The following is a 20,786-nucleotide window of genomic DNA, read 5'->3' on the forward strand; positions in this document are numbered from 1 at the left end:
CAAAGATTTTGCTATAGTCAGTTTTTGGATAATTTGCTACATATAGTCACGCTGTAGGGTGGTTATTGCATGAACGGCCGCCCCCTTAAGTGCGGGTGAATTTTCACTCGCAGACACCACCTCTCGGTAACTGCCCAGACATTTTTCTAATAGCTTCCACCTATCGGCCGGAGACTGGTTGAGCTGATTCGCCAAAACTGATATGGCATCAATAAGTAACGACCGGAGGTCACCTTGAACTGATCTATTGATATATCCTTGCGCACGAAGAATATCCTCACCGTGATCAACTTGCCCAACATAATCACGAAAACTCCTCGCATATTCAAAGTCAATATAGCGAGTCGCAGAATTATCACCGTCAGAACCCGACAGCCGGACAAGATTACGCATAAAAGCATCCTTGTGAGCAATATGTATTTTATGCAACGCAGATAATGCCAAAAGAGCATCCATTAAATGCTGTTTGATATTCTCTGAGCTCATTTCACGCCATGCAAGACCCTCAAAGTTGACCGCTTTTTCATCGAATCGAGTCATGATCCATGCCGAACGGTCCTTGGAACCACTGGGCTTCCCTGTTATCTTCCTTGGAGCCACTAACTGTTTTCACATCTACAGTAAATGCTCCGTTGCGAGACGAGCCTTCACGTGATAAATCTCTGTGTGGCTCAGCTGTAGTGACAGGGGGAAAGTTCGGTGTAACATACAACAATGGTTTATTGTCTAAATCAAGCTCTGGATAAAACTCCCTGGACATATGATCAACTTGCTCTGACATGTCAGGCAAAAACGGCCTTCTAGTTGTCTCAACCAAAAGGCGACATGCTGCTCCACGCTCGGTATCCATATTTGTGTTATAACATAAAATTATTATTTTGAAAATAGCTATATCGTACTACCGCATGGCCCGAATCATTTTCCTCAGCTGCTCGACCGCTCGGGTGCGGCGCTCACGTGTCCAGTACGTATCAGCTGTGGCCTTTTCGCCATCAGCAGTAGTTTCCTGAAGGAAATGACCAACAATATGGCCGTCCTTTAGCGCCGTCACATCAGGAACATACACTCGCGGTTGGCCGTTCTCATCAGTACGGAGATGCGGCTTCAATGTTTCAACCAATTTTTTGTAGGTAGCGTCATTGGTTTCGCGGGCATGGCGAATATCGAGATAGTAAATCTTGTCCAACCCTTCGGCCTTGGCGGCGTCGTCAACAATTGGCGCCAACTGCTGACACCACGGGCACTGCTGAAAGCCAAGGAAAATCAAGCCACTACCTGATTCAAACTTCTCCAAAACCTCACCAGCCGAAGCAAAGACGAAGCGATTGTCATCGGCCACGCGGGAATACGCAGCCTTAAAGCGAGCAGCGTCTGATGGCTGCGGTGACACTGGTACGTGCGAGCGTGACCAGATATACCAGCCGCATATAACGATGGCAATGATACCAACAAAACCGATGGTCAAAAACAGCCATTTGTTCTGGCGTTTGGCTAGCTTGGCATGTTTCATCTGGGCCTCCTTGTTATTTATCCTTGACGCCAAAAAACTTCCGTGCCCGCTCAGTCACCGGATGATCCATCACCTGCTCCGGCGGACCATTTTCGATAATCTCGCCCTTGTCCAGGAAAATCATCCGGGTGGCTACTTCGCGCGCAAACTTCATTTCATGCGTGACGATGACCATGGTCATACCTTTGGCGGCAACCTCACGGATCACGTCCAACACTTCGCCAATCATCTCTGGATCAAGCGCTGAGGTTGGCTCGTCAAACAACATGATGTCCGGCTCCATAGCGAGGGCTCTCGCGATAGCCACGCGCTGCTTTTGCCCGCCTGAGAGCTGCGAAGGAAAGGCGTTGGCTTTGTCCGCCAGCCCCACGTCCGCCAGCAATTTCTTTGCCAGGCGCGTCGCCGCCCGATCAGACAGTTTGCGCAGTTTCCGCGGCGCTAGTTTGATGTTATCCAGCACACTCAAGTTTGGGAACAGATTGAACGATTGAAACACCATGCCAACTTTTTGGCGCAAAGCGTTCAGATCGACTTTTGGCGCTGTCGTTTCCACGCCGTCGATGACAATGCGCCCGCCGGTCGGCGTCTCCAGTAAATTCAAGCAGCGCAAAAACGTTGATTTACCAGAGCCACTTGAGCCAACGACCACCACCACTTCGCCTTCATAAATTTCAACATCAATATCCCTGAGCACGCGGTTACTACCAAACTGTTTTTTGAGGTTAGCCACCGTGATAATTGCTGGGTGCTCAATGCTCGGTTGCGCCACTTCATTCACCTTATTCACTGCCATCTTTTAGTCTCCTCTCCACTCGGGTCATCACACGGGTAAATATGGCGGTCAACGCCAAGTACATCACCGCTGCAGCAAACAATGACTGAAATGCCGTGGCCGTTTGAAACCGAATATTGTCAGCGCCACGCATGATGTCATTCAGCCCAATCCAACCGACGACTGAGGTCTCTTTCAACAGAGCGATAAATTCGCTGATCAGCGCTGGCAATGAATTTTTAAGCGCTTGTGGCAAAATCACCAAACGCATAGCCTGCCACCGGCTAAAACCGAGCGAACGAGCCGCTTCCATTTGCCCCTTGTCAACGCTTTCGATGCCACCACGGATAATCTCACCGATGTATGCGCCGCTGTTGATACCAAAGGCAATCGCCGCCACCACAATTTTTGGCATAAACTGGTATGAACCAAAGACGACATAATACATGATTAACAGCTGGACCAGAAGCGGTGTGCCCCGAATGATGTCGACATAAATCTTGCCAATCCAGTTGAGCGGTTTGATCGTCGAGGTACGAAGCAGCGCTACCACGAGGCCAATGATTGTACCGAGGAGCAATGATAGAACTGTTAGCACCAAGGTCACCTCTAGGCCGTGCCACAAATACAGCCACCGGCCATCGCCGAAAATCACTTCCAGGAAATTCACGATTCAAGCTCCTTTTTCTTCATCGACTCAAGTGCCCTCGGCCCAAAATGTTTGCGGACGAGATTGTCGTACCGACCGTCTTTTTTCATCTCCGCCAACACTCGGTTAACTTTTTTTAGCAAGTCATGGTTATTATTTTTGATGGCAATTGCATAATGCTCGATTGATAATTCACCTGGCAAAATCTCCAGGTCTGGAAAACCAGTCGTGTACTGGGCAGCCGGCGCATCATCCAAAATCACTGCCTCGACACCGCCAGCATTTAACTCCGTCAATACACTTGGTGCTGTTGGAAATTGCGACACCTTAGCGCCGACAATCTTCCTGGCCAGCGTATCACCCGTCGTACCCAACTGCACACCAATCTTCTTGCCCGTCAGCTGATACCTATTGCGAATGGGGCTACCTTTTTTGACAATGATCCGCTGCGAGGCGGAATAATACGGCTCGGAAAACAGCGCATTTTTGGCGCGCTCCGGTGTCACCGACATACCAGCCACCGCCATATCAATTTGCCCTGATTCCAATGCTGGCAGCAATCCGTCAAACGACATGTCTTCAATCTTTAGCTTCTTGTTCATACTGCGGGCAATTTCCTTCGCCAAATCAACATCAAACCCAACAACTTCATTACCCTGCTTGTACTCAAACGGCTTGAACCCGGCATTGGTACCCATCACCAATACGTCATCACTCTTGCCAAACCCGCCTTCGCGCTGCAAAATGTCAAACGCCATAAAGCCAATCAACGCCACAAACAGTCCCAGGCCTATCCACCAACTAACACCAAACCCCCGATGATGCGCTTTCGTTCTGTTCATGCTTATTTAGTATACGCGCTTTGAAAAGAAATGATAAGCCCCCAAACAGCCCACGTACCCAGACAAACGTTGTATAATATCATTATGAGCACCTCTCCGTCTGGCCGCGGCGCCAACAACCGCATTATCATTCGCGTGGCTATCGTCTTGCTATTACTATGTAGCGCTGTTTTCTTTGTCGCTAGCCGTTATAAAATTGTGCAATTTCGTGACGCCAAGATTGACGAGATTTTATTTTATTTCAAGAACGGCCTGGCGGGTGGGCAGTCTAGCAGCTTTACCTCAGCCGTCTGGGAAAATATCCCCTACGTCATTGGGCTGCTCATCATTTTGCTACTGCCAATCATCCTCAAACTACGTTGGAAAAAACAACCGCTCCGCTTACGCCACCAAGCGTATTACGCAGGCGGCCTATTCATGATCAGCCTGGCGCTGTTAATTCAAAGTTTTAGCATCCCCGCCTATATCATCGCCCTCGCTCAGTCGTCAAAGATCTATGATCAGCATTATGTCGATCCGCGCGGCGTCAAATTGATGTTTCCTAGTACCAAACGCAACTTAATTTATATCTACGTCGAGTCGCTGGAAAATACGCCCGCCGCCAAAGCCAATGGCGGCATGAGCGACAAATCAGTCATTCCGGAGTTAGAAAAATTAGCACTGACTAATACCTCTTTTTCACACCGAGCCTCAGGCCTCGGCGGCGCCCTGCCTGCACACGGCACCACCTGGACGGTAGCCGGCATGACCGCTCAATCCGCTGGCGTGCCACTCAAAGACGGCGGGGTGTTCGGTGACCGCGACCGCAACGGTATGGGTGATTTTAATAAATTCTTGCCGGGCGCTTATACCCTCGGGCAGGTGCTTGAAAAGGCTGGCTACAACCAATCATTCCTCATGGGCTCAAACAAAGCCTTCGGCGGCCGCGATAAATTACTGGAGCAACACGGCGATTATCACATTATTGATCTTACCTACGCCCAAAAACATGGTTTAGTCCCACAGGATTACAAGGTATGGTGGGGCTACGAAGACAAAAAGCTCTTTCAATTTGCCCGCGACGAGGCCACTCGTCTCAGCAAGTCCGACAAGCCATTTAACCTGCAAATGCTGACCGTTGACACGCACTTCACCGATGGCTGGATGGACAAAGATATCTGCAAACAGCAGTTTGAAGCAAAGTATGATAACGTCCACTCCTGCGCTTCCAAACAAATTGCCACCTTCGTTGACTGGGTTAAGCAACAGCCATTTTACGCCAACACTACGATCATCATTAGCGGCGATCACCTCGGTATGCAGACGCCCTATTACGAAGAAAAGATTGCGGGCGCTCCCTACCAACGAACCATTTATAATGCCTTCATCAACCCCGCCGTTCAGCCAGCTCGCGCCACCAACCGCCAATTCGCCACCTTTGATATGTATCCATCGACCCTAGCGGCGCTGGGCGTGACAGTGGATGGCGACCGTATGGGACTAGGCACTAATTTATTCTCGAATCGTCAAACGCTGGTTGAAGAATTTGGCGGCATTGACCAGCTCAATGCAGAACTTGCCAAACGCTCGACCTACTATGAGCGACGGATCTTGAGTAGTTCATAATACATGTCTCGCCCATATAAAAATCCGACGAGTTGCCCCGTCGGATTGAGATACGTATTCAAGCACCTTTATGCGCCGTAGCCGTTCGGATTATCGCTCTGCCAATTCCAGGCATCGCGGCAAGCGTCCTCAATCGTCAATTCTGCCCGCCAGCCCAGTTCTGCCTCTGCCAATCCCGGATCAGCATAGCACGCGGCGATGTCGCCAGGCCGGCGCGGCGTGATTTGATACGGAACGTCCTGGCCCGACGCTTTTTCAAACGCTTTCACCAACTCCAACACCGACGTACCGCGGCCAGTACCGATGTTATACACTTTATATTCATCCGGATCGCCCAAATGTTCCAACGCTGCCACGTGCGCCCGCGCTAGATCAACCACGTGAATATAATCGCGCACACCCGTGCCATCCGGCGTGTCATAATCATCGCCAAACACACTCAAATGGTCGCGCTTACCGACCGCCACTTGCGATACGAATGGCAGCAAATTATTCGGAATGCCCGACGGATCTTCGCCAATGCGGCCGCTCGGATGGGCGCCAACGGGATTGAAATAACGCAGTGAAGTGAATTGCCAGCCCTGCCTGGTTGCCGCCACATCGCGGAGGATGTGCTCGATCATCAGCTTGGTTTGGCCGTACGGATTAGTCGCCGACAGCGGCATATCCTCGGTAATCGGCAGCCGCGCCGGGTCGCCGTACACTGTTGCCGAGCTAGAAAAGACCAGCTTTTTCACATCAAATTCCTGCATGACATCCAGCAGCGTCAAGGTGCTCTCCAAATTGTTCTGATAATAGAGCAGCGCCTTTTCCACCGACTCGCCGACAGCTTTCAAGCCCGCAAAATGAATCGCTGCGTCAATTGCCTCAGACTTAAATAACTCCGCCAGCCGCGTCCGATCACGTAAGTCAAACTCATAAAACGGCACCGACTGGCCGGTAATCTCCTCAACCCGCCGCAAACTCTCGGCGGATGAATTTGATAAGTTATCAACCACCACTACGCCGTGACCCGACGCCAGCAGTTCAATGATAGTGTGGCTGCCGATATAGCCAGCACCGCCAGTAACGAGAATGTTCATGAAGTACCCCTTTCGCTATGATTCTAGTATTATTATATCAGATGCACACTGTAACCATCCCGCCAGACCTACTCGCAGCACTGAACCATAATCCATACATTAACGAGCTGTATGTTTTCGGTTCGCGAGCTGTATTTGATGATGACCAATTTTCCGACATTGACCTTACAGCCATAACCGATTATCCAGTAGTTGCCGAGGCATATACGCGCAAAATCCTTAACGACCAATTTGGCATCATTGCAGCCTACACTATTTCTCAGAGTGATCACGAAGTTGCCCGTTCATTTTTCCTAAGCGGCATGAGCTTGTTTCATAAAATTGACATCGGCTTTTTATTACCTGATAAAACTAAATTATTTCCAAATTCAACATTAATTTTCCAAAACAACCACACAGACCAGCCCGCCAAAGAATCCGGCAAAATATGGACAGAATCAGATGAGCAGCACAATTATCTGGATGTGTTAATGGGCTCGTTGCGCTATGTTAAGTATCAGTATCGCCAGGAACATTGGTCGGCATATAAATGCTACCGCGGGTTTATCGAGCAGTTAGCCCAGTCGCAAATAACAGGTCGGTTATCGACAGATAAATATAAGGAATTAGACAAGAAACATAACGATGAAATCTTAGGTCTGTTCTTTTCTGGCGATATTCACGCTAAAGAGCAAAAATATTATGAGTTTATAAAAGAATTGATTAGTGAGAAGCAGCTCTTGCCGGAATTTAGTGACGAGGTTTTGAAAGTTTGGAAAGAATATCTGGGCATATCGCGCTCATTTCACTAAGCTGTGCTGCTAGGTCGCTATCAGGCCAAATATACCTGAAGTTTTGCGGCGGACGAAATGCTGGCAGAACCTGACGTAACTGTGATAAAGAAATTGGCTGGTCGTAGCGCACCGACGCCAGTATCTCTAACGCGCCACACTGTTTCCGCCCCGCATAATAGCGCGAAAACCACTGCACGGCTTGCTCATCCGTATCATACCCAGTGAGCCGCATCAACTCATCCAGTGGGCAGCGCATGACACGTCCAACCCGAAATTCGCCGATAACCGCCCGGTCACCCCCCGACGAATAAACGACTACGGTTAGCTCATCATCTTTGCTGTGGCGCGGCAAGGATTTACGAAATTCCCATCGCTTCTCACCACGAAAAATTTTCTCGGCATAACGGGTTTGAATCGACATCAAAATATAACGACTCATACCGACAGTATAGGACAAGTTCAGCAATCAGTAAACTAAGTTAGCACTCTTGCACTGAGAGTGCTAATTTGCTATGATAATCATATCAATTATCCCCGCTCTGTCTCTCGCCGCGGCGCACATAAATACGGACTTAGAAAAGCCCAAAAAATCAAAGGAGGACCTATGCCACCAACTATGCAAGAAGAATTACAGCAGCCGCTGGAGAAATTCGGCACCGATATCACGGCGCTAGCACGCGAAGGCAAGCTCGACCCGGTCATCGGGCGCGATGAGGAAATTCGCCGCACTATGCAAATCCTCAGCCGGCGCACCAAGAATAACCCGGTGCTGATCGGCGAGCCGGGCGTCGGTAAAACCGCTATCGTCGAGGCCCTCGCGCAGCGCATTGTCAAAGGCGACGTACCGGCGTCACTCAAGGACAAGCGACTGATTTCCTTGGAAATTTCTAGCTTGTTAGCCGGCGCTAGTTTTCGCGGCCAATTTGAAGAGCGCCTCAAAGCAATTTTGAAAGAAGTTGAAGAAGCCGCCGGCGAAATTATTTTGTTCGTTGATGAAATTCACACCATGGTCGGTGCCGGCAAAACCGAAGGTAGCATGGACGCCGGCAATATGCTCAAACCCGCCCTGGCGCGCGGTAAACTCCATATGATTGGTGCGACGACGTTGGCGGAATATCGCCAGCATGTCGAAAAAGACGCAGCCCTAGAGCGGCGCTTTCAACCAGTCTATGTCGGCGAGCCGAGTTTTGATGACACGGTGGCGATTTTGCGCGGACTGAAGGAAAAGTACGAAGTCCATCACGGCGTCAAAATTTCTGACGATGCCATCGTGGCGGCGGCGCGGCTGTCCACCCGCTATCTACCTGATCGCTTTTTACCTGATAAGGCCGTTGACCTCCTGGATGAAGCGACCAGCGCCCTGAAGATGCAGCTGGAGAGTGTGCCGATTGCTCTCGATCGGCTGAATAACCGCCGCTTGCAGCTGGAAATTGAAGAAGCCGCGCTGAAAAAAGACAAATCTGACCACGCCAAGATCCGCAAAGAAGAAATCAATCAGCAAATCACCGACCTTCGGGCTCAAGCCGAGGTGATTGACAGTAAATGGCAGCACGAAAAAGACATTCTCCAGACCGTCAATACCGCTACTGAAAAAATGGATAGTCTGCGCTCACAACTGGAAATCGCCGAACGCGACGCGGATCTCGCCACCGCCAGCCGCATCAAATACGGCGACCTACCAGAGTTGGAGAAAAAGCTGGCTGCCGCTCGCCAAGAACTGGCGGCTATTCCGCCGGCTGACCGCTTGCTGCGCGAAGAAGTCACACCTGATGACATCGCCAGCGTGGTGGCGCGCTGGACGGGCATTCCGGTGGAGCGGCTGATTGAGACCGAATCCAGCAAATTGACTAAACTAGAGGAGCATATTAGCACGCAAGTGATTGGTCAAGACAAAGCCATCGCCGCCGTGGCCAGCGCCATTCGCCGCTCGCGCGCCGGCCTCAGTGATACCAACCGGCCAATCGGCTCCTTCCTCTTCCTCGGCCCCACCGGTGTGGGTAAAACAGAGGTAGCCCGCAGCCTGTGCCGCGAATTATTTGACGACGAACACGCCATGATCCGCATCGATATGAGCGAGTACATGGAGCGCCACTCCGTGGCCCGCCTGATTGGCTCGCCGCCAGGTTATGTTGGCTATGACCAAGGCGGCCAACTCACCGAAGCGGTCCGCCGCCGCCCCTACAGCGTGGTATTGTTTGATGAAATCGAGAAGGCTCATGCCGACGTCTTTAACGTACTCCTCCAGGTGCTGGATGATGGCCGCCTGACCGATGGCCAGGGGCGAACAGTCGATTTTTCGAACACGGTCATCATCATGACCAGTAATGTCGGCTCGCAAGCAATTATGGACTTTTCTGGCGACGATTTGTCGGCACTGGATAATCAAATGCTTGAGGTGCTCAGGCAGCACTTCCGTCCGGAATTCCTCAACAGAATTGATGACATTGTGATTTTTGACCGCATTCGACCAGAAGCGATGCGGGCAATTGTCGATGTTCATTTGACCAAAGTCGCTCGCCAAGTCAAAGACAGCCGCGACATCACGCTGGAGTTTGACGATAGCGTCCGCGACATGCTGTCGCGCGACGGTTACGACCCGGCCTTTGGCGCTCGGCCGCTGAAACGCTTGGTACAAAAACGGGTGCTTGATCCGCTGGCGCTAGAGCTAATTGACGGGCGAATTCATGATGGCATGGCGGTGACGGTCAGTGTCGTCAACGACCGCGTGACGTTTCAATAATATAATTCCTTCATTCTTATAAATCACGGATACCTGCTTCCGTATGGTTTAGGCCATTCAAGGTTGTGCTCATAACATGAAAAGTGCCCCAGCCATCAACTGGAACACTTTTCGTTAGATCGCTCTCGGGCTGAGACAGACACGCTACTCGGTTTGATTAGCCTCTGCCCGCGTCAGCTTATCAACCATCGGCAGAATCAGGTAAATACCGATGATGGCCGCCGCCAGACCGATACCAACGATGGCAAAGTACGTTGGTGTTAACACCGGCTTCAGCGTCGTCGAGAATGTGCTAGTAAACACCGCCCCCGTCCATACGCCAAGGCTACACGACAGAATCGAGGTGATCAGCAGCGGCGCCGCCGACTCAACCATCACCAACCGCTTCAGCTGGGCGAGACGCATACCGCCGAGCCGCAAGGTGTATAGCGAGCGGCGACGTTCCATCAGCCCGCCAATCGTCGAGACGATCAAGCTTGCCACCGCCACGAACAGCGTCACGCCGATACCGACATAGGCTAAGTCGGCAAACTCGCGAATCGTCGGATTGATGTGCGGCTTTTTAGAGTCAGTGCCGCTCACCGCATAGGTCAAATCGTACTGACTAGCTTTCGCCGTCACCAAGGTGCGCAATTTCTCGATGTCATTGTCTGACTTCAATGTCACCAAATATTCTTTGGCGCCGTTCGTATCGACCTTATCGTTAACTAGCGACACGTTTTTGACTACTGGCGCATCAAAATTCAACAGCGCGAATTGGTCGGGCCGGGCATTATTCGGGCAAGCGTGCTCGGTATACTTCGCCAAATCCTGGCAGCGAATTGCATCGCCATCCTCACGCGGATAGATCGTCGCCACCGACGTGATGTACGATTTTTGCTGCAGCTGCTCCGCCATATCGCCTGGCAGCGACCGGCCGATGACAATTGCCGTGCCGCGCTTTAGCTGCGAAAAGCCGTTATCTTTGATAGCTTGAGCGTTTAAGCCTTCGATACCGCTGGTCGCCGTCAAATAAAAGCTGCCCGCAAACAGCGCCAATACCACGCCGCTGACGCTGCGGAAAATTGTCCGCGAATGCACCGCCGTACGCTTACCAGCGATCAGCATTGAAGCGTTACTAGCCCAGCGAGCTGCCAACAGCGACAGCTTATTGGTTAGCCAGCCGCCAGCCAGAATCAAGCCGAACATCACCAGCAGCAGCGCCGCCATCAATAGTACCGACGGCAGAGCTGATTCTTTATTAGCCGCCAGCCAATCCCGCCCTGGCTTCGACGACAGCCATGCAAAGAACGCGATACCAAGTGCCGGCACCAGCGCCCGCCAAGCGCGCAATTTCTTCACCTTTTCAACCGAACGCGACACACCCAGCGGCGAAATCTGCGCCCGGCGCATCCGCCGCCAGTTGACAAACATCGTTAGTCCCAGCGTCAAACCAATAATCAGCGCGTATTGCATGCCGGTTAACGCCAAATCGCCAGGATTAAACCGCATGCCGTCCATCTTGAAATCCTGCAGAGGCGCTTGCAGCAGCCAAAACGCGCCCAGCCCGATAATCACGCCAACCACCGACGCCAGTAGCGATTCCAACATCAACACCCGTCCCACCTGCCGCTTAGTTGCGCCGATCAGCCGCAAAGCAGCATAGCGTTTCTCACGTTGCGCTGCGCCCAGCTGCGTCGCCACTGACACGAAAATGACAATCGGAAACAGCAAAATCGTCCCGCCGACACCAAATACAATGATCGCTACCGGATCAAATACAGCGTTCGACTTCAATCCATTGGTATCCGTCCGATAGACATCAGCAAAGTATGACGGCTGCCCCTGAGATTTGGTAAAAGCATCGCTCTCGGCCACTTCCTCGGCGCTCGCGCCACGTACCATCATCAGTGCATCCGGGCTGGCAACATATTCGCTAGGAATTACGCCAAGGTATTTGGTATTTTTACCAAAACGTGCCAAGATATTGTCCTCTGGATGCTGAGCAACCGCATCGGCCAACGCTTTTGATAAGTAGTATTCACCAGGACGCGGCGTTTTTAGCTTGGCAAATTGCGGCGATTTAGCCGTGCCGTACATTGAATAAGACTGGATAGACTGACCGCGCCATTTCGACGCATCACCACGCCAGGTACCGCCAATTTTCAGCGGTTCAATACCCTCAATCGGTTTTTGTTCAGCCGCACCGCGAGCCGCCTGATACGCCGCCGTATTAATTGCTAGCCCACTAGTGCGCCCCTTTATCCCGTTGATACCAGCCGTAAAGCAGCACACCAGCACGATCCCCAGCGCCACCGCCGCCGTGGTTAGACCCAGACGCGCGAACGACTGGCGGCCAGACTTTTGTAATAACATCCAACTAACGCTCATCGGATAATCCTCGCATTAGTTTTATTAAGCCTCACCCGCATTGGATTTACCGCCGCCTCGGCGCCAGAAATCTGCCCATCACGGACGATAATCTCCCGATCAGCGTAGGCGGCAATCGTCGGCTCGTGCGTCACCATAATGACTGTCGTGCCGTGCTCTTTGGCAGTTTTAATGAATAACTCCATGACCTTTTCTGAGTTCAGGCTATCTAATGAACCAGTTGGCTCATCAGCAAACAACACTTTCGGCTCAATCACCATGGCCCGGGCGATCGCCACCCGCTGCATTTGTCCGCCCGACAACTCGCCAAGCATACTGTCGGCTTTACTCGCCAACTCAACCTTATTCAGCCATGATTTCGCCTTTTGATAGGCCTCGTTTCGCTTGACGCCGTTGAGCAGCAATGGCAACGCTACATTGTCCAGCGCCGTTAGCTCCGGCACTAGCTGTCCAAACTGAAAGACAAAACCAAAGCTGGTGCGCCTTAGCAGACTGCGCTTATCGTCACCCATCTTATCAATCCGCTGGCCGTCGAAGTCGATCTCGCCGCCATCAACTTTGGTAATCGCTGCCAAGCTGTGTAGCAGTGTTGACTTACCAGAACCCGACGGACCCATAATCGCCAGTACTTCGCCCGCCTCGACATCCAAGCTAACACCGCGCAGCGCCTGCGTTTGCCCGAACGACTTTGTAATATTTTTAGCGCTAATTATTGGTTTGCTCATGCAAAATTTCCTCCTTTAGCCGCGTTAACCGCGAAATAGTTAATTCAATCCAGCGTAAATCCGCCTCCAAATGATACAGCGCGTGGTCGATCAGCAGCATGTCTGACAAGTTGCTATCACGTCGCTGCACTGTCAGCTCGCGCATCCGCTGGACATGCGCCTGTCGTTGGTTGTCCAAATACGGTGACGCATCGCCATCCTTCAGAATAGCCAGCACTGCTTTGACATACATCGTCGCTTGTAGTTGTGGCGACGGCGCTTCTGGCGATTCCAGCCAGGCTTGCAACTCTTGCTTACCTTCATCAGTAATTTCATACCGAACCCTGTCTGGTCCGCCCGATTCGCCGGTATCAGCAATCTCCTTGACCTTATTGTCGCGCTTAAGTCGTGCCAACGTTGAATATATCTGACCAGCTAAAATTGGTTTATCCTTACCAAAATAGCCGTCATATTTTTTCTTTAACTCATAGCCGTAATTTGACTCTTCTGCCAAAAAACCTAACAGGGTATATTGAACGTTCATACTCTTACTATACACCCGATATTTAGTTATTGCAATAGTTTTATTCACTCAGTGTATAGTTTATGCTGACAGCTAACTATTCGTTCTCTTGCCATATTATCCACCCCATCACAGATACCTCATTCCGTAGACCACCGCCCGAACGCGGGTAGACTTCACCAGAATGCATACTATTATGCAATTTTGACGTATAATGGATGCATGGTTCAATTTTGCCGAGTGTATAATAATCAGCGATCTATCAAATCAGCTGTGTTAGGAATTGGTAAAATACTCAGTTTACCACAGTACGCACTACTGGCACTTGCCTTATCTTTGCTCTTTGCACTCATTATTTTCTTTGCCATCAACACCAATTTTTATGGCCCGCTGATGATGTCACGACTGCCAATACTGGACAAGGCCGCCCTTTTGGGAACCATGTTTATTGATATATTCAAACAGGGCTTCAGCTCGCTAAACGGCGCGTTGCTCCTTGTGCTGTCACTCCTCCAAGGACTGTCAATTACCGTCGTCATTTTCACTGCCAAGAAAAATAAGCGTAGTGAACAGTCTGTCACTCGACAAGTCGGGCTTAGCGGCTTGGCCTCTGTGGCTGCTGCTATCGGTTTGGGTTGCGTGCCCTGTGGCACATCACTCATTCTGCCGCTCGTTGCCGTTCTCTTCTCAGGCGCCGCCGCAGCCACTGCCGCCACTGTCGCCAGCACCCTCGTGCTGATCCTAGCCCTGCTATTAAGCCTCTTTTCACTCTACAAGTCTGGACAAATCGCCTTTATGTATACCGAATTAGCAAAACAGGGGGACATATGAATCGACAAAAAACAGCCGGCATAGCACTCATTTGGGTCATCTTGGGGATTATGATCACGGGAATTGTAGCACTATTTATTTATGGTATTGTCAATCGCCCGCCAAATCGCCACATTGGTGACGGCAAGCCGTGGAACGAAAAGATGTCGCAAGGCTCTACTGAGGCCAAGCACGTATTCGTTGACTATACTGATTATTTCTGCTCATTCTGTGCCGAAGTTGAAGCGGCCACCAACGCTGATTTCTTCAAAAATGAGTATCTCAAATCAGGCAAAGTTCGCTACGAACACCGCGTGGTGACGCTGCTCAAAGAAGTTACCGACAACACAGAAACTGGCGCTCACGCTGCTTTTTGCGCCGCTGACCAAGACAAATATTGGCAATATACACACGACATCGTGCCACGCATCAAACGTGATTATTTTGACAAAGGAATTGGTGTGAAAAACGTTGCCGTACCGCAAAAAATTCCACCACTGCCGTTAGGCTACTTCCTGGCTTCTGCTAAAAATATTGGCATGGATGAGGCAACATTTACTGATTGTATGACCAAAAAACCTCACCAAAAAGAGATTGATGACAGCACCCAAAAAGCTCTGTCGCTTGGCGTGAGTGGTCTGCCATACATGGTGATTAATGATTATGTCGCCAGTGGATTTGCTGGTGGTGAAAATGGGCTGAAGGCGATTTTGAAAGCTGGTGGAGTGAACTAATGTCTGCCAAAAAAACGCAAACGAAATCTCAAAAATCATCAAAAGAACGACCGTTAACTCAGCCTCGTCGTGAGGCAAAAACCAACACGGCATCCTACAGTATATCCAGGCTGAGCAGTGTTTTATTCGCCATCCTACTCTTGCTGGCGGTAGTCGCCATGGCGGCGTTATTTTATCTCCAATCCATACAACCACCCGTCCAGCGCCCAACCGTTCTGGAAGATGAAAAGTACTATTTCACCGATTCACGCTATGCTGGCATCCGCTCCAAGTTCGTAACGCGCGACACCAAACGCGAAAAGGTCTCAATTGAATATCCAATCACCAGCAATTCCAAAATCAACAAACTCATCGCCCGAGTAATCGACCGTGCTGACGGTGATTTCCGCCACACCGCCACTAACGCTCCGACATTCGACCGACCAATGACAGAGACGATTAGTTATCAAGTTACGCATAATAATTCGACCGCTCTGTCGATCATTGTCAATATTAAACAAGATATGCACGGCGCGCATCCGGTGTCGCTGACGCATTTTTGGACGTTTGACAAGAAGTCTGGCGAGGTGATTGGCTTGGATAATTTGACCGAGAAATCGGAGGAAGCCATCAAGGCAATCGTGACAGCTGCCCGGCACGACGTCGCGCAAACCATCAAGCAGCGCCAGCAACCAGAAGCGAATCTTGATGAGATGATCACCAAGAAGGCGTTATCGAACTTTACCATCACTGATGATGGTAACACCTTGGCTTGGCCAATTGGACAGGCGTCGCTCTTACCGTCAGCCTACGGCGAAATGACGATCAAAGTGCCGATCGCCGCCGTTGCCAAATATCTGCAAAATCCGACAGCCCGGAAGCTGGCTAACATCCCCAAGCCGCCCGAGCCAAAGCCAGCGCCTGCCGCACCGACAGCCGCGAATTCTGGAGGTAAAGTGATTGCCCTGACATTCGATGATGGTCCAGGCCCGTACACCGCGCAGCTATTGGATATTTTGGATCAGCATGGCGCTAAAGCGACATTTTTCTTGATCGGCAGCAAAGTTTCCGCGCAAGCCGACGTATTGCGGCGCATGCATGCGCACGGCCATCAACTGGGTAATCATTCGTGGTCGCACCCAGAGCTACCAAAGCTGCCGATTGACCAAATTGCCGGCGAAATTGACCGTACCAACGAGGCCATCAGACAAGCCACTGGCGTCAAGCCGAGCATCTTGCGCCCGCCTTATGGCGCCGTCAATGGCATTGTCCTGGAACAGATTCGTGCACGCGGTATGTCATCAATCTTGTGGTCGGTCGACACCCGTGACTGGGCTGACCGCAACAGCGACATTGTCTGCTCGCGCGCCGTCGCTGGCGCTCGCCCCGGAGCCATCATCTTGATGCACGACATTCACCAAACCTCCGTTAATGCCGTGCCGTGTATCCTCAGCTCACTGAAGCAGCAGGGGTATTCGTTTGTGACCGTGCAGGGACTACTCGGCAATATGGCGCCAGGGGCTGGATATCCGTAGAATCGTAGCTGGATGTTGCGGCTACTCATTGCGGCGACTATTCTATTTATCTATCTCAAACACCTTATATTTCGAAGCCGCGCCGCGCATCAATTTTACCTTTGACGACGCCACGCTAAAATGCTTTGCCAGCAGCTTCACCGCCGCCGCGTTCGCTCGCCCTTCAATGGCTGGAGCCTTAGTGTAAATAGTCAGCGAACCATCATCACCAACCACGACTTCTTTGCGGTGACGAGAGTTGGGCTTGAGGTGGACGGAGATTTTCATGGTTAATATCTTACCGGCTTTGTCATATCACCTTTCCTTTAAACCTATTATACCCCCTTAAGCCGAGCCTTACGTATTGCAAATAGGCAACGTAAAGTTGCTCGCCAAGACACTAAAATTACGCTATGCTGTTAGAAAATAAACGAAAGGGCGCCAAATGATTTTTGCCAAAAAGCTTAAACAATTACGTCAACAAACTGGTTGGTCACAAGAACAACTAGCCGATCGACTCAACGTTACACGACAAGCGGTTGCTAAGTGGGAACGAGGTGCGGGCTTTCCAGATATAGACAATATGCAAGCACTAGCAAAATTATTTAACACTAGCGTAGACGAGCTGCTTGACTACACGCGAGCAGGACTGGCTTCGGCCATACGCGAACCACTTGATCTTGATGCCTACCCGACAGATATGAAAGGATATTCAGCATCCGACCTGGCAGTTGCAGACAAATTTGCCGACGCCGACCACATTGAATCGCTAAATCGTTACCGACGACTAACGTGGTGGCAAAAAATCATCGACTTTTTCGTAGGAGCTGGAACGCTTGATGTGGCTTTTTCCGGCGAGGCCATTGGACAACTTAAAGGCGATAGACGCTATTATCTGGTTGAAAAATCTGGTCGCTCATGGATCGTCGAAGTTACAAAGACATACGTTGAACGTCGTGAGTTAACCAAACCGTTCCCGCGTCAACAGCTGTCTGTTGATGATTTTATCTATCGACGAAGCGGGTTTATTGTAAAACCATAAATTAATCGAGCAAGCTCGCTCCGCCGCCAGCGTCATACGCCGCGCGTTTTTGACTCCACTCATTGCCATAGCGCTTGGCCTGTTCTAATACCATGTCAGTTGCCAATGCCTGTTGATCTGGCGGATAGCCATATTTTGCCAAAGTTTTCTTAACGTTAACTTTCAGTTTTGCCTGAACATTCCTGCGCTCGGCCCAGTCAATCGTGGCATCACGACGCACCTGCTCTAACAATACTTTTGCGATATCACGAAGTTGCGCGTCACCCAGCACCTCACGAGCACTACCATTTTCAACCAGCGCATCGTAAAATATAATCTCATCCTCGCTTAGACCATCAACCGTTCCGTTCTCGACAGTCTGGCGAATTTTCTGTCCAATGTTGATCAACTCTTCGATCACCTGCGCCGCCTCAATCGTCCCGTTTCTATAGCGCGTCACGGCTTGATTGAGCAAGTCAGAGAACTTCGTATCCTTGGCATAATTTCTCGAAAATCGTAGTTTAATTTCATCAGCGAGCAGCTTTTGCAGAGCTTCCACTGCCAAATTCTTGCGCTCCATGTTACGAATTTCTGCCAGGAACTCATCGCTCAAAATTGACAGTTCCGGCTTTTCTAATCCCGCCGCCTCAAACACATCAACCACACCAACTGGCGCAATTGCTTTATCAACAATTTGTTTCAGCGCACTGCGATACTCGGCATCAGTCACCACCACCGAGCTGGACACTTTCTCCAGCCGAGCTTTCACCGCCTGAAACAGCGCCACTTCCTCGCGAATTTTCAATGCCTCAGGTCTCGGCATAACCAGTGCAAAGGCTTTACTCAGTTCCAAAACGTGCTGCTTCAACCGCTTCGCACCGTCTTCCAACCCTAAAATATATTCCTCTGCATCCAAAATAATTTGCAGCTGTTGGTCGGTCGGTGCGGTAAAATATCGCTGATAATCAAAGCTACCAAATAAATCGCGCACCACTTCATAGCGCATCTGCATCTGCGCCACCGCCTCAGTAATATCAAGCTGTGGTGCGCCCTGCCCACCGCTTTGCGTATAGTCAGAGATAGCATCGCGCAGCGCCCCTGCCACACCCAGATAGTCAACCACCAAACCACCAGTTTTACCCGGAAACACTCGGTTGACTCGTGCAATTGCCTGCATCAAATTATGGCCCTTCAACGGTTTATCCAGGTACATGGTGTGCATATTCGGCACATCAAATCCCGTCAGCCACATGTCGCACACAATCACCAATTCAAGCGGATCATTTGGATCTTTGATACGCTTTTCGATCGCCTTTACCCGTTGTTTATTACGAATATGCGGCTGCAAATAGTCAGGGTCGCTGGCACTACCGGTAATAATCACCTTTATCACACCACGTGCGTCATCATTACTGTGCCAATCCGGCCGATACGCCACAATTTTTTCATACAAATCAGCCGCAATACCGCGACTCATCGTCACGATCATACCTTTACCGCTCAGCACACTTTGCCGAGCCTCAAAGTGCTCAATGATATCCAAGGCGATAGTATTCAGCCGCTCGCTATTACCGACGATAGCTTCTTTTTGTGCATACTCGGCCTTCAGTGCATCCTGACGGCTCAATTCTTCGCCCTCCAGCAAATCATCAACTTCCTTATCCAGCCACTGTCGCGTTGCCTCGTCCATATTCAAATCAACCAGCCGACTCTCGTAATAAATCGGCACCGTTGCACCATCTTTCACCGCCTGCTCGACATCATAAATATCGATATAGTCGCCAAACACCGCCGGCGTTGACTTATCATCCGTTTCAATCGGCGTACCCGTAAAGCCAATATAACTCGCACCCGGCAAAGCGTCGCGCATATACTTGGCATAACCATACACCAGCTGGGCGTCACTGGCTCGAACATGCGCCTTCAAACCGTATTGGCTACGATGCGCCTCATCTGCCATCACGATGACATTGCGTCGATCAGTCAGGACTGGCAGACTGTCCTCCTCATCCTCAGGCGAGAATTTTTGGATTGTCGTAAAGATAATTCCGCCCGCTTCGCGCTGCAACAGTTTCCTAAGTTCACTGCGTGAATCAGCTTGTTTCGGATCTTCTCCTAATAGCTCGCGACAGGCGCTAAACGTACCGAATAATTGACCATCAAGATCATTACGATCCGTCACCACCACGATGGTTGGGTTATGCAAATCGCGCGACTTCATCAGCTTGCCAGTATAAAACACCATACTCAAGCTCTTGCCCGACCCTTGCGTATGCCAAACCACGCCAGCCCGTTGGTCACCGCGTTCACTACTAGCTGCCAGCGTCCGATCAAGTGCCTTATTCACCACCCAATATTGATGATAAGCGGCAACTTTTTTGATTAATTTATCGCCATCACCTCGCTCAAATACGATAAAATTCTGCACTATATCCAGCAAGCGCTCAGGCGTACACGCACCGCGCAGCAACACCTCCAACATCGGCACATTGCCAACTTCTTTCTCGCCATCAATCGTCTTCCACGGCATCATTCGTTCCAGCGGGCTGGTGATCGTGCCCATTTCTGCCTCTAGTCCATCACTGGTGACACACAGCTCATTAAACCGAAATAGGTCACTAATCTCACGCTTGTACGTCTGGATTTGCTGATACGCCGCTATCAAATCCGCCTTCGTATCGGCCGCATTTTTTAGTTCAATCACCACCAGTGGCAAGCCATTCACAAACAGCACAATATCCGGCCGGCGATTATAGTCGCCCTGCAGAACCGTCAGCTGATTGACCGCCGCAAAATCATTGTTTTTTGGCGAGGTAAAATCAACCACCCGCACGATATCATGTTTCACTTCGCCACTTGGCATGCGATATTGCACCGGCACGCCTGCTACCAGCAATTGATGAAAATCGTGATTATTCTCGATCAAGCTTGGTTTACTAATCTGCGTCAAACGCCGCATCGCTTCATTCAAGGCCGGTTCTGGAATGTGCGGATTGAGCCGCGCCAAAGCACTTCGCAGCCGCTCCAGCAACACCACCTGCCGCAGCTCACGCTCAGCCACAGCACCATCAGGACCAATGTCCGGTCCATGCAGAATCTGCCAGCCGAGATCAGCCAGGATATCAAGCGCGTATTGTTCGATTTGGGATTCAGTCATA

Annotated in this window: 20 protein-coding genes; 7 read left to right on the plus strand and 13 right to left on the minus strand. The window is 50.6% G+C overall.

The features are described from left to right. Positions 1-36: 36 nt before the first annotated feature. From NLML1_RS04085 to NLML1_RS04110, 6 genes are all read right to left on the minus strand, one after another. Positions 37-393 (minus strand): hypothetical protein, encoded by a 357-nt coding sequence (locus NLML1_RS04085; RefSeq protein ID WP_285441508.1) that lies wholly within the window; start codon positions 391-393, stop codon positions 37-39. Positions 394-523: 130 nt separating this feature from the next. Next, positions 524-850, minus strand: coding sequence for a hypothetical protein (locus tag NLML1_RS04090; protein WP_285441509.1), 327 nt, complete (start codon positions 848-850; stop codon positions 524-526). A 48-nt stretch (positions 851-898) separates the two neighbouring features. Then, positions 899-1,510, minus strand: coding sequence for a hypothetical protein (locus NLML1_RS04095; RefSeq protein WP_285441510.1), 612 nt, complete (start codon positions 1,508-1,510; stop codon positions 899-901). Between the two features lie 13 nt (positions 1,511-1,523). Next, complete coding sequence (locus NLML1_RS04100) at positions 1,524-2,303, minus strand: amino acid ABC transporter ATP-binding protein (RefSeq protein ID WP_285441511.1); 780 nt, start codon at positions 2,301-2,303, stop codon at positions 1,524-1,526. Then, positions 2,290-2,952, minus strand: coding sequence for an amino acid ABC transporter permease (locus NLML1_RS04105; protein WP_285441512.1), 663 nt, complete (start codon positions 2,950-2,952; stop codon positions 2,290-2,292). The genes NLML1_RS04100 and NLML1_RS04105 overlap by 14 nt, the downstream gene beginning before the upstream one ends. Beyond that, a complete protein-coding gene (locus tag NLML1_RS04110) occupies positions 2,949-3,773 on the minus strand; it encodes a basic amino acid ABC transporter substrate-binding protein (RefSeq protein WP_285441513.1) in 825 nt (274 codons plus the stop codon). The genes NLML1_RS04105 and NLML1_RS04110 overlap by 4 nt, the downstream gene beginning before the upstream one ends. An 84-nt stretch (positions 3,774-3,857) precedes the next feature. Here NLML1_RS04110 and NLML1_RS04115 point away from each other — a divergent pair, with 84 nt between their 5' ends. Continuing rightward, the gene (locus tag NLML1_RS04115) at positions 3,858-5,378 is read left to right on the plus strand and encodes an LTA synthase family protein (RefSeq protein ID WP_285441514.1); all 1,521 of its coding nucleotides are present in this window, start codon (positions 3,858-3,860) and stop codon (positions 5,376-5,378) included. Positions 5,379-5,446: 68 nt separating this feature from the next. Here NLML1_RS04115 and galE read toward each other — a convergent pair whose 3' ends face one another. Then, positions 5,447-6,460 carry a UDP-glucose 4-epimerase GalE gene (gene galE / locus NLML1_RS04120; RefSeq protein ID WP_285441515.1) on the minus strand — a complete coding sequence of 338 codons (1,014 nt, stop codon included), beginning with the start codon at positions 6,458-6,460 and terminating at the stop codon, positions 5,447-5,449. Between the two features lie 17 nt (positions 6,461-6,477). Here galE and NLML1_RS04125 point away from each other — a divergent pair, with 17 nt between their 5' ends. Next, the gene (locus NLML1_RS04125) at positions 6,478-7,251 is read left to right on the plus strand and encodes a hypothetical protein (protein WP_285441516.1); all 774 of its coding nucleotides are present in this window, start codon (positions 6,478-6,480) and stop codon (positions 7,249-7,251) included. Here the strand turns inward: NLML1_RS04125 and NLML1_RS04130 are convergent. Continuing rightward, a complete protein-coding gene (locus NLML1_RS04130; protein WP_162323712.1) occupies positions 7,190-7,672 on the minus strand; it encodes an ASCH domain-containing protein in 483 nt (160 codons plus the stop codon). The two genes, NLML1_RS04125 and NLML1_RS04130, sit on opposite strands and share 62 nt — an antisense overlap. 165 nt (positions 7,673-7,837) lie before the next feature. Here NLML1_RS04130 and NLML1_RS04135 point away from each other — a divergent pair, with 165 nt between their 5' ends. Further along, a complete protein-coding gene (locus tag NLML1_RS04135; RefSeq protein WP_285441517.1) occupies positions 7,838-9,973 on the plus strand; it encodes an ATP-dependent Clp protease ATP-binding subunit in 2,136 nt (711 codons plus the stop codon). 144 nt (positions 9,974-10,117) lie between these two features. Here the strand turns inward: NLML1_RS04135 and NLML1_RS04140 are convergent, their stop codons facing one another. Genes NLML1_RS04140 through NLML1_RS04150 form a run of 3 tightly spaced genes read right to left on the minus strand, consistent with a single transcriptional unit; the run spans position 10,118 to position 13,591 of the window. After that, positions 10,118-12,343 carry an FtsX-like permease family protein gene (locus NLML1_RS04140; protein ID WP_285441518.1) on the minus strand — a complete coding sequence of 742 codons (2,226 nt, stop codon included), beginning with the start codon at positions 12,341-12,343 and terminating at the stop codon, positions 10,118-10,120. Next, the gene (locus NLML1_RS04145; protein WP_171278032.1) at positions 12,340-13,068 is read right to left on the minus strand and encodes an ABC transporter ATP-binding protein; all 729 of its coding nucleotides are present in this window, start codon (positions 13,066-13,068) and stop codon (positions 12,340-12,342) included. Before NLML1_RS04145 ends, NLML1_RS04140 begins: the two co-directional genes overlap by 4 nt. Beyond that, positions 13,049-13,591 (minus strand): PadR family transcriptional regulator, encoded by a 543-nt coding sequence (locus NLML1_RS04150; protein ID WP_285441519.1) that lies wholly within the window; start codon positions 13,589-13,591, stop codon positions 13,049-13,051. Before NLML1_RS04150 ends, NLML1_RS04145 begins: the two co-directional genes overlap by 20 nt. A gap of 201 nt (positions 13,592-13,792) precedes the next feature. Between NLML1_RS04150 and NLML1_RS04155 the strand changes: the two genes are divergently transcribed. From NLML1_RS04155 to NLML1_RS04165, 3 genes are read left to right on the plus strand one after another with little or no spacing between them, the layout of a single operon-like run. After that, the gene (locus NLML1_RS04155; RefSeq protein WP_285441520.1) at positions 13,793-14,401 is read left to right on the plus strand and encodes a hypothetical protein; all 609 of its coding nucleotides are present in this window, start codon (positions 13,793-13,795) and stop codon (positions 14,399-14,401) included. Continuing rightward, on the plus strand, positions 14,398-15,114 hold the full coding sequence (locus NLML1_RS04160; protein WP_285441521.1) for a DsbA family protein: 717 nt from the start codon (positions 14,398-14,400) through the stop codon (positions 15,112-15,114). Before NLML1_RS04155 ends, NLML1_RS04160 begins: the two co-directional genes overlap by 4 nt. Beyond that, a complete protein-coding gene (locus NLML1_RS04165) occupies positions 15,114-16,628 on the plus strand; it encodes a polysaccharide deacetylase family protein (protein WP_285441522.1) in 1,515 nt (504 codons plus the stop codon). The genes NLML1_RS04160 and NLML1_RS04165 overlap by 1 nt, the downstream gene beginning before the upstream one ends. A gap of 42 nt (positions 16,629-16,670) precedes the next feature. Here NLML1_RS04165 and NLML1_RS04170 read toward each other — a convergent pair whose 3' ends face one another. Further along, positions 16,671-16,895, minus strand: a complete 225-nt coding sequence (locus NLML1_RS04170) for a DUF167 domain-containing protein (RefSeq protein WP_285441523.1) — start codon at positions 16,893-16,895, stop codon at positions 16,671-16,673. Between the two features lie 157 nt (positions 16,896-17,052). On the opposite strand from NLML1_RS04170, the gene NLML1_RS04175 reads away from it, so the two are divergent. Further along, positions 17,053-17,649 (plus strand): helix-turn-helix domain-containing protein, encoded by a 597-nt coding sequence (locus NLML1_RS04175; RefSeq protein ID WP_285441524.1) that lies wholly within the window; start codon positions 17,053-17,055, stop codon positions 17,647-17,649. A 1-nt stretch (position 17,650) separates the two neighbouring features. Here NLML1_RS04175 and NLML1_RS04180 read toward each other — a convergent pair whose 3' ends face one another. Next, positions 17,651-20,785: a type I restriction endonuclease subunit R gene (locus NLML1_RS04180; RefSeq protein ID WP_285441525.1), complete on the minus strand. Its 3,135-nt coding sequence runs from the start codon at positions 20,783-20,785 to the stop codon at positions 17,651-17,653. Position 20,786: the final 1 nt, after the last annotated feature.

Source organism: Candidatus Nanosynbacter lyticus (assembly GCF_030253515.1).
GTDB lineage: Bacteria > Patescibacteriota > Saccharimonadia > Saccharimonadales > Saccharimonadaceae > Nanosynbacter > Nanosynbacter lyticus_A.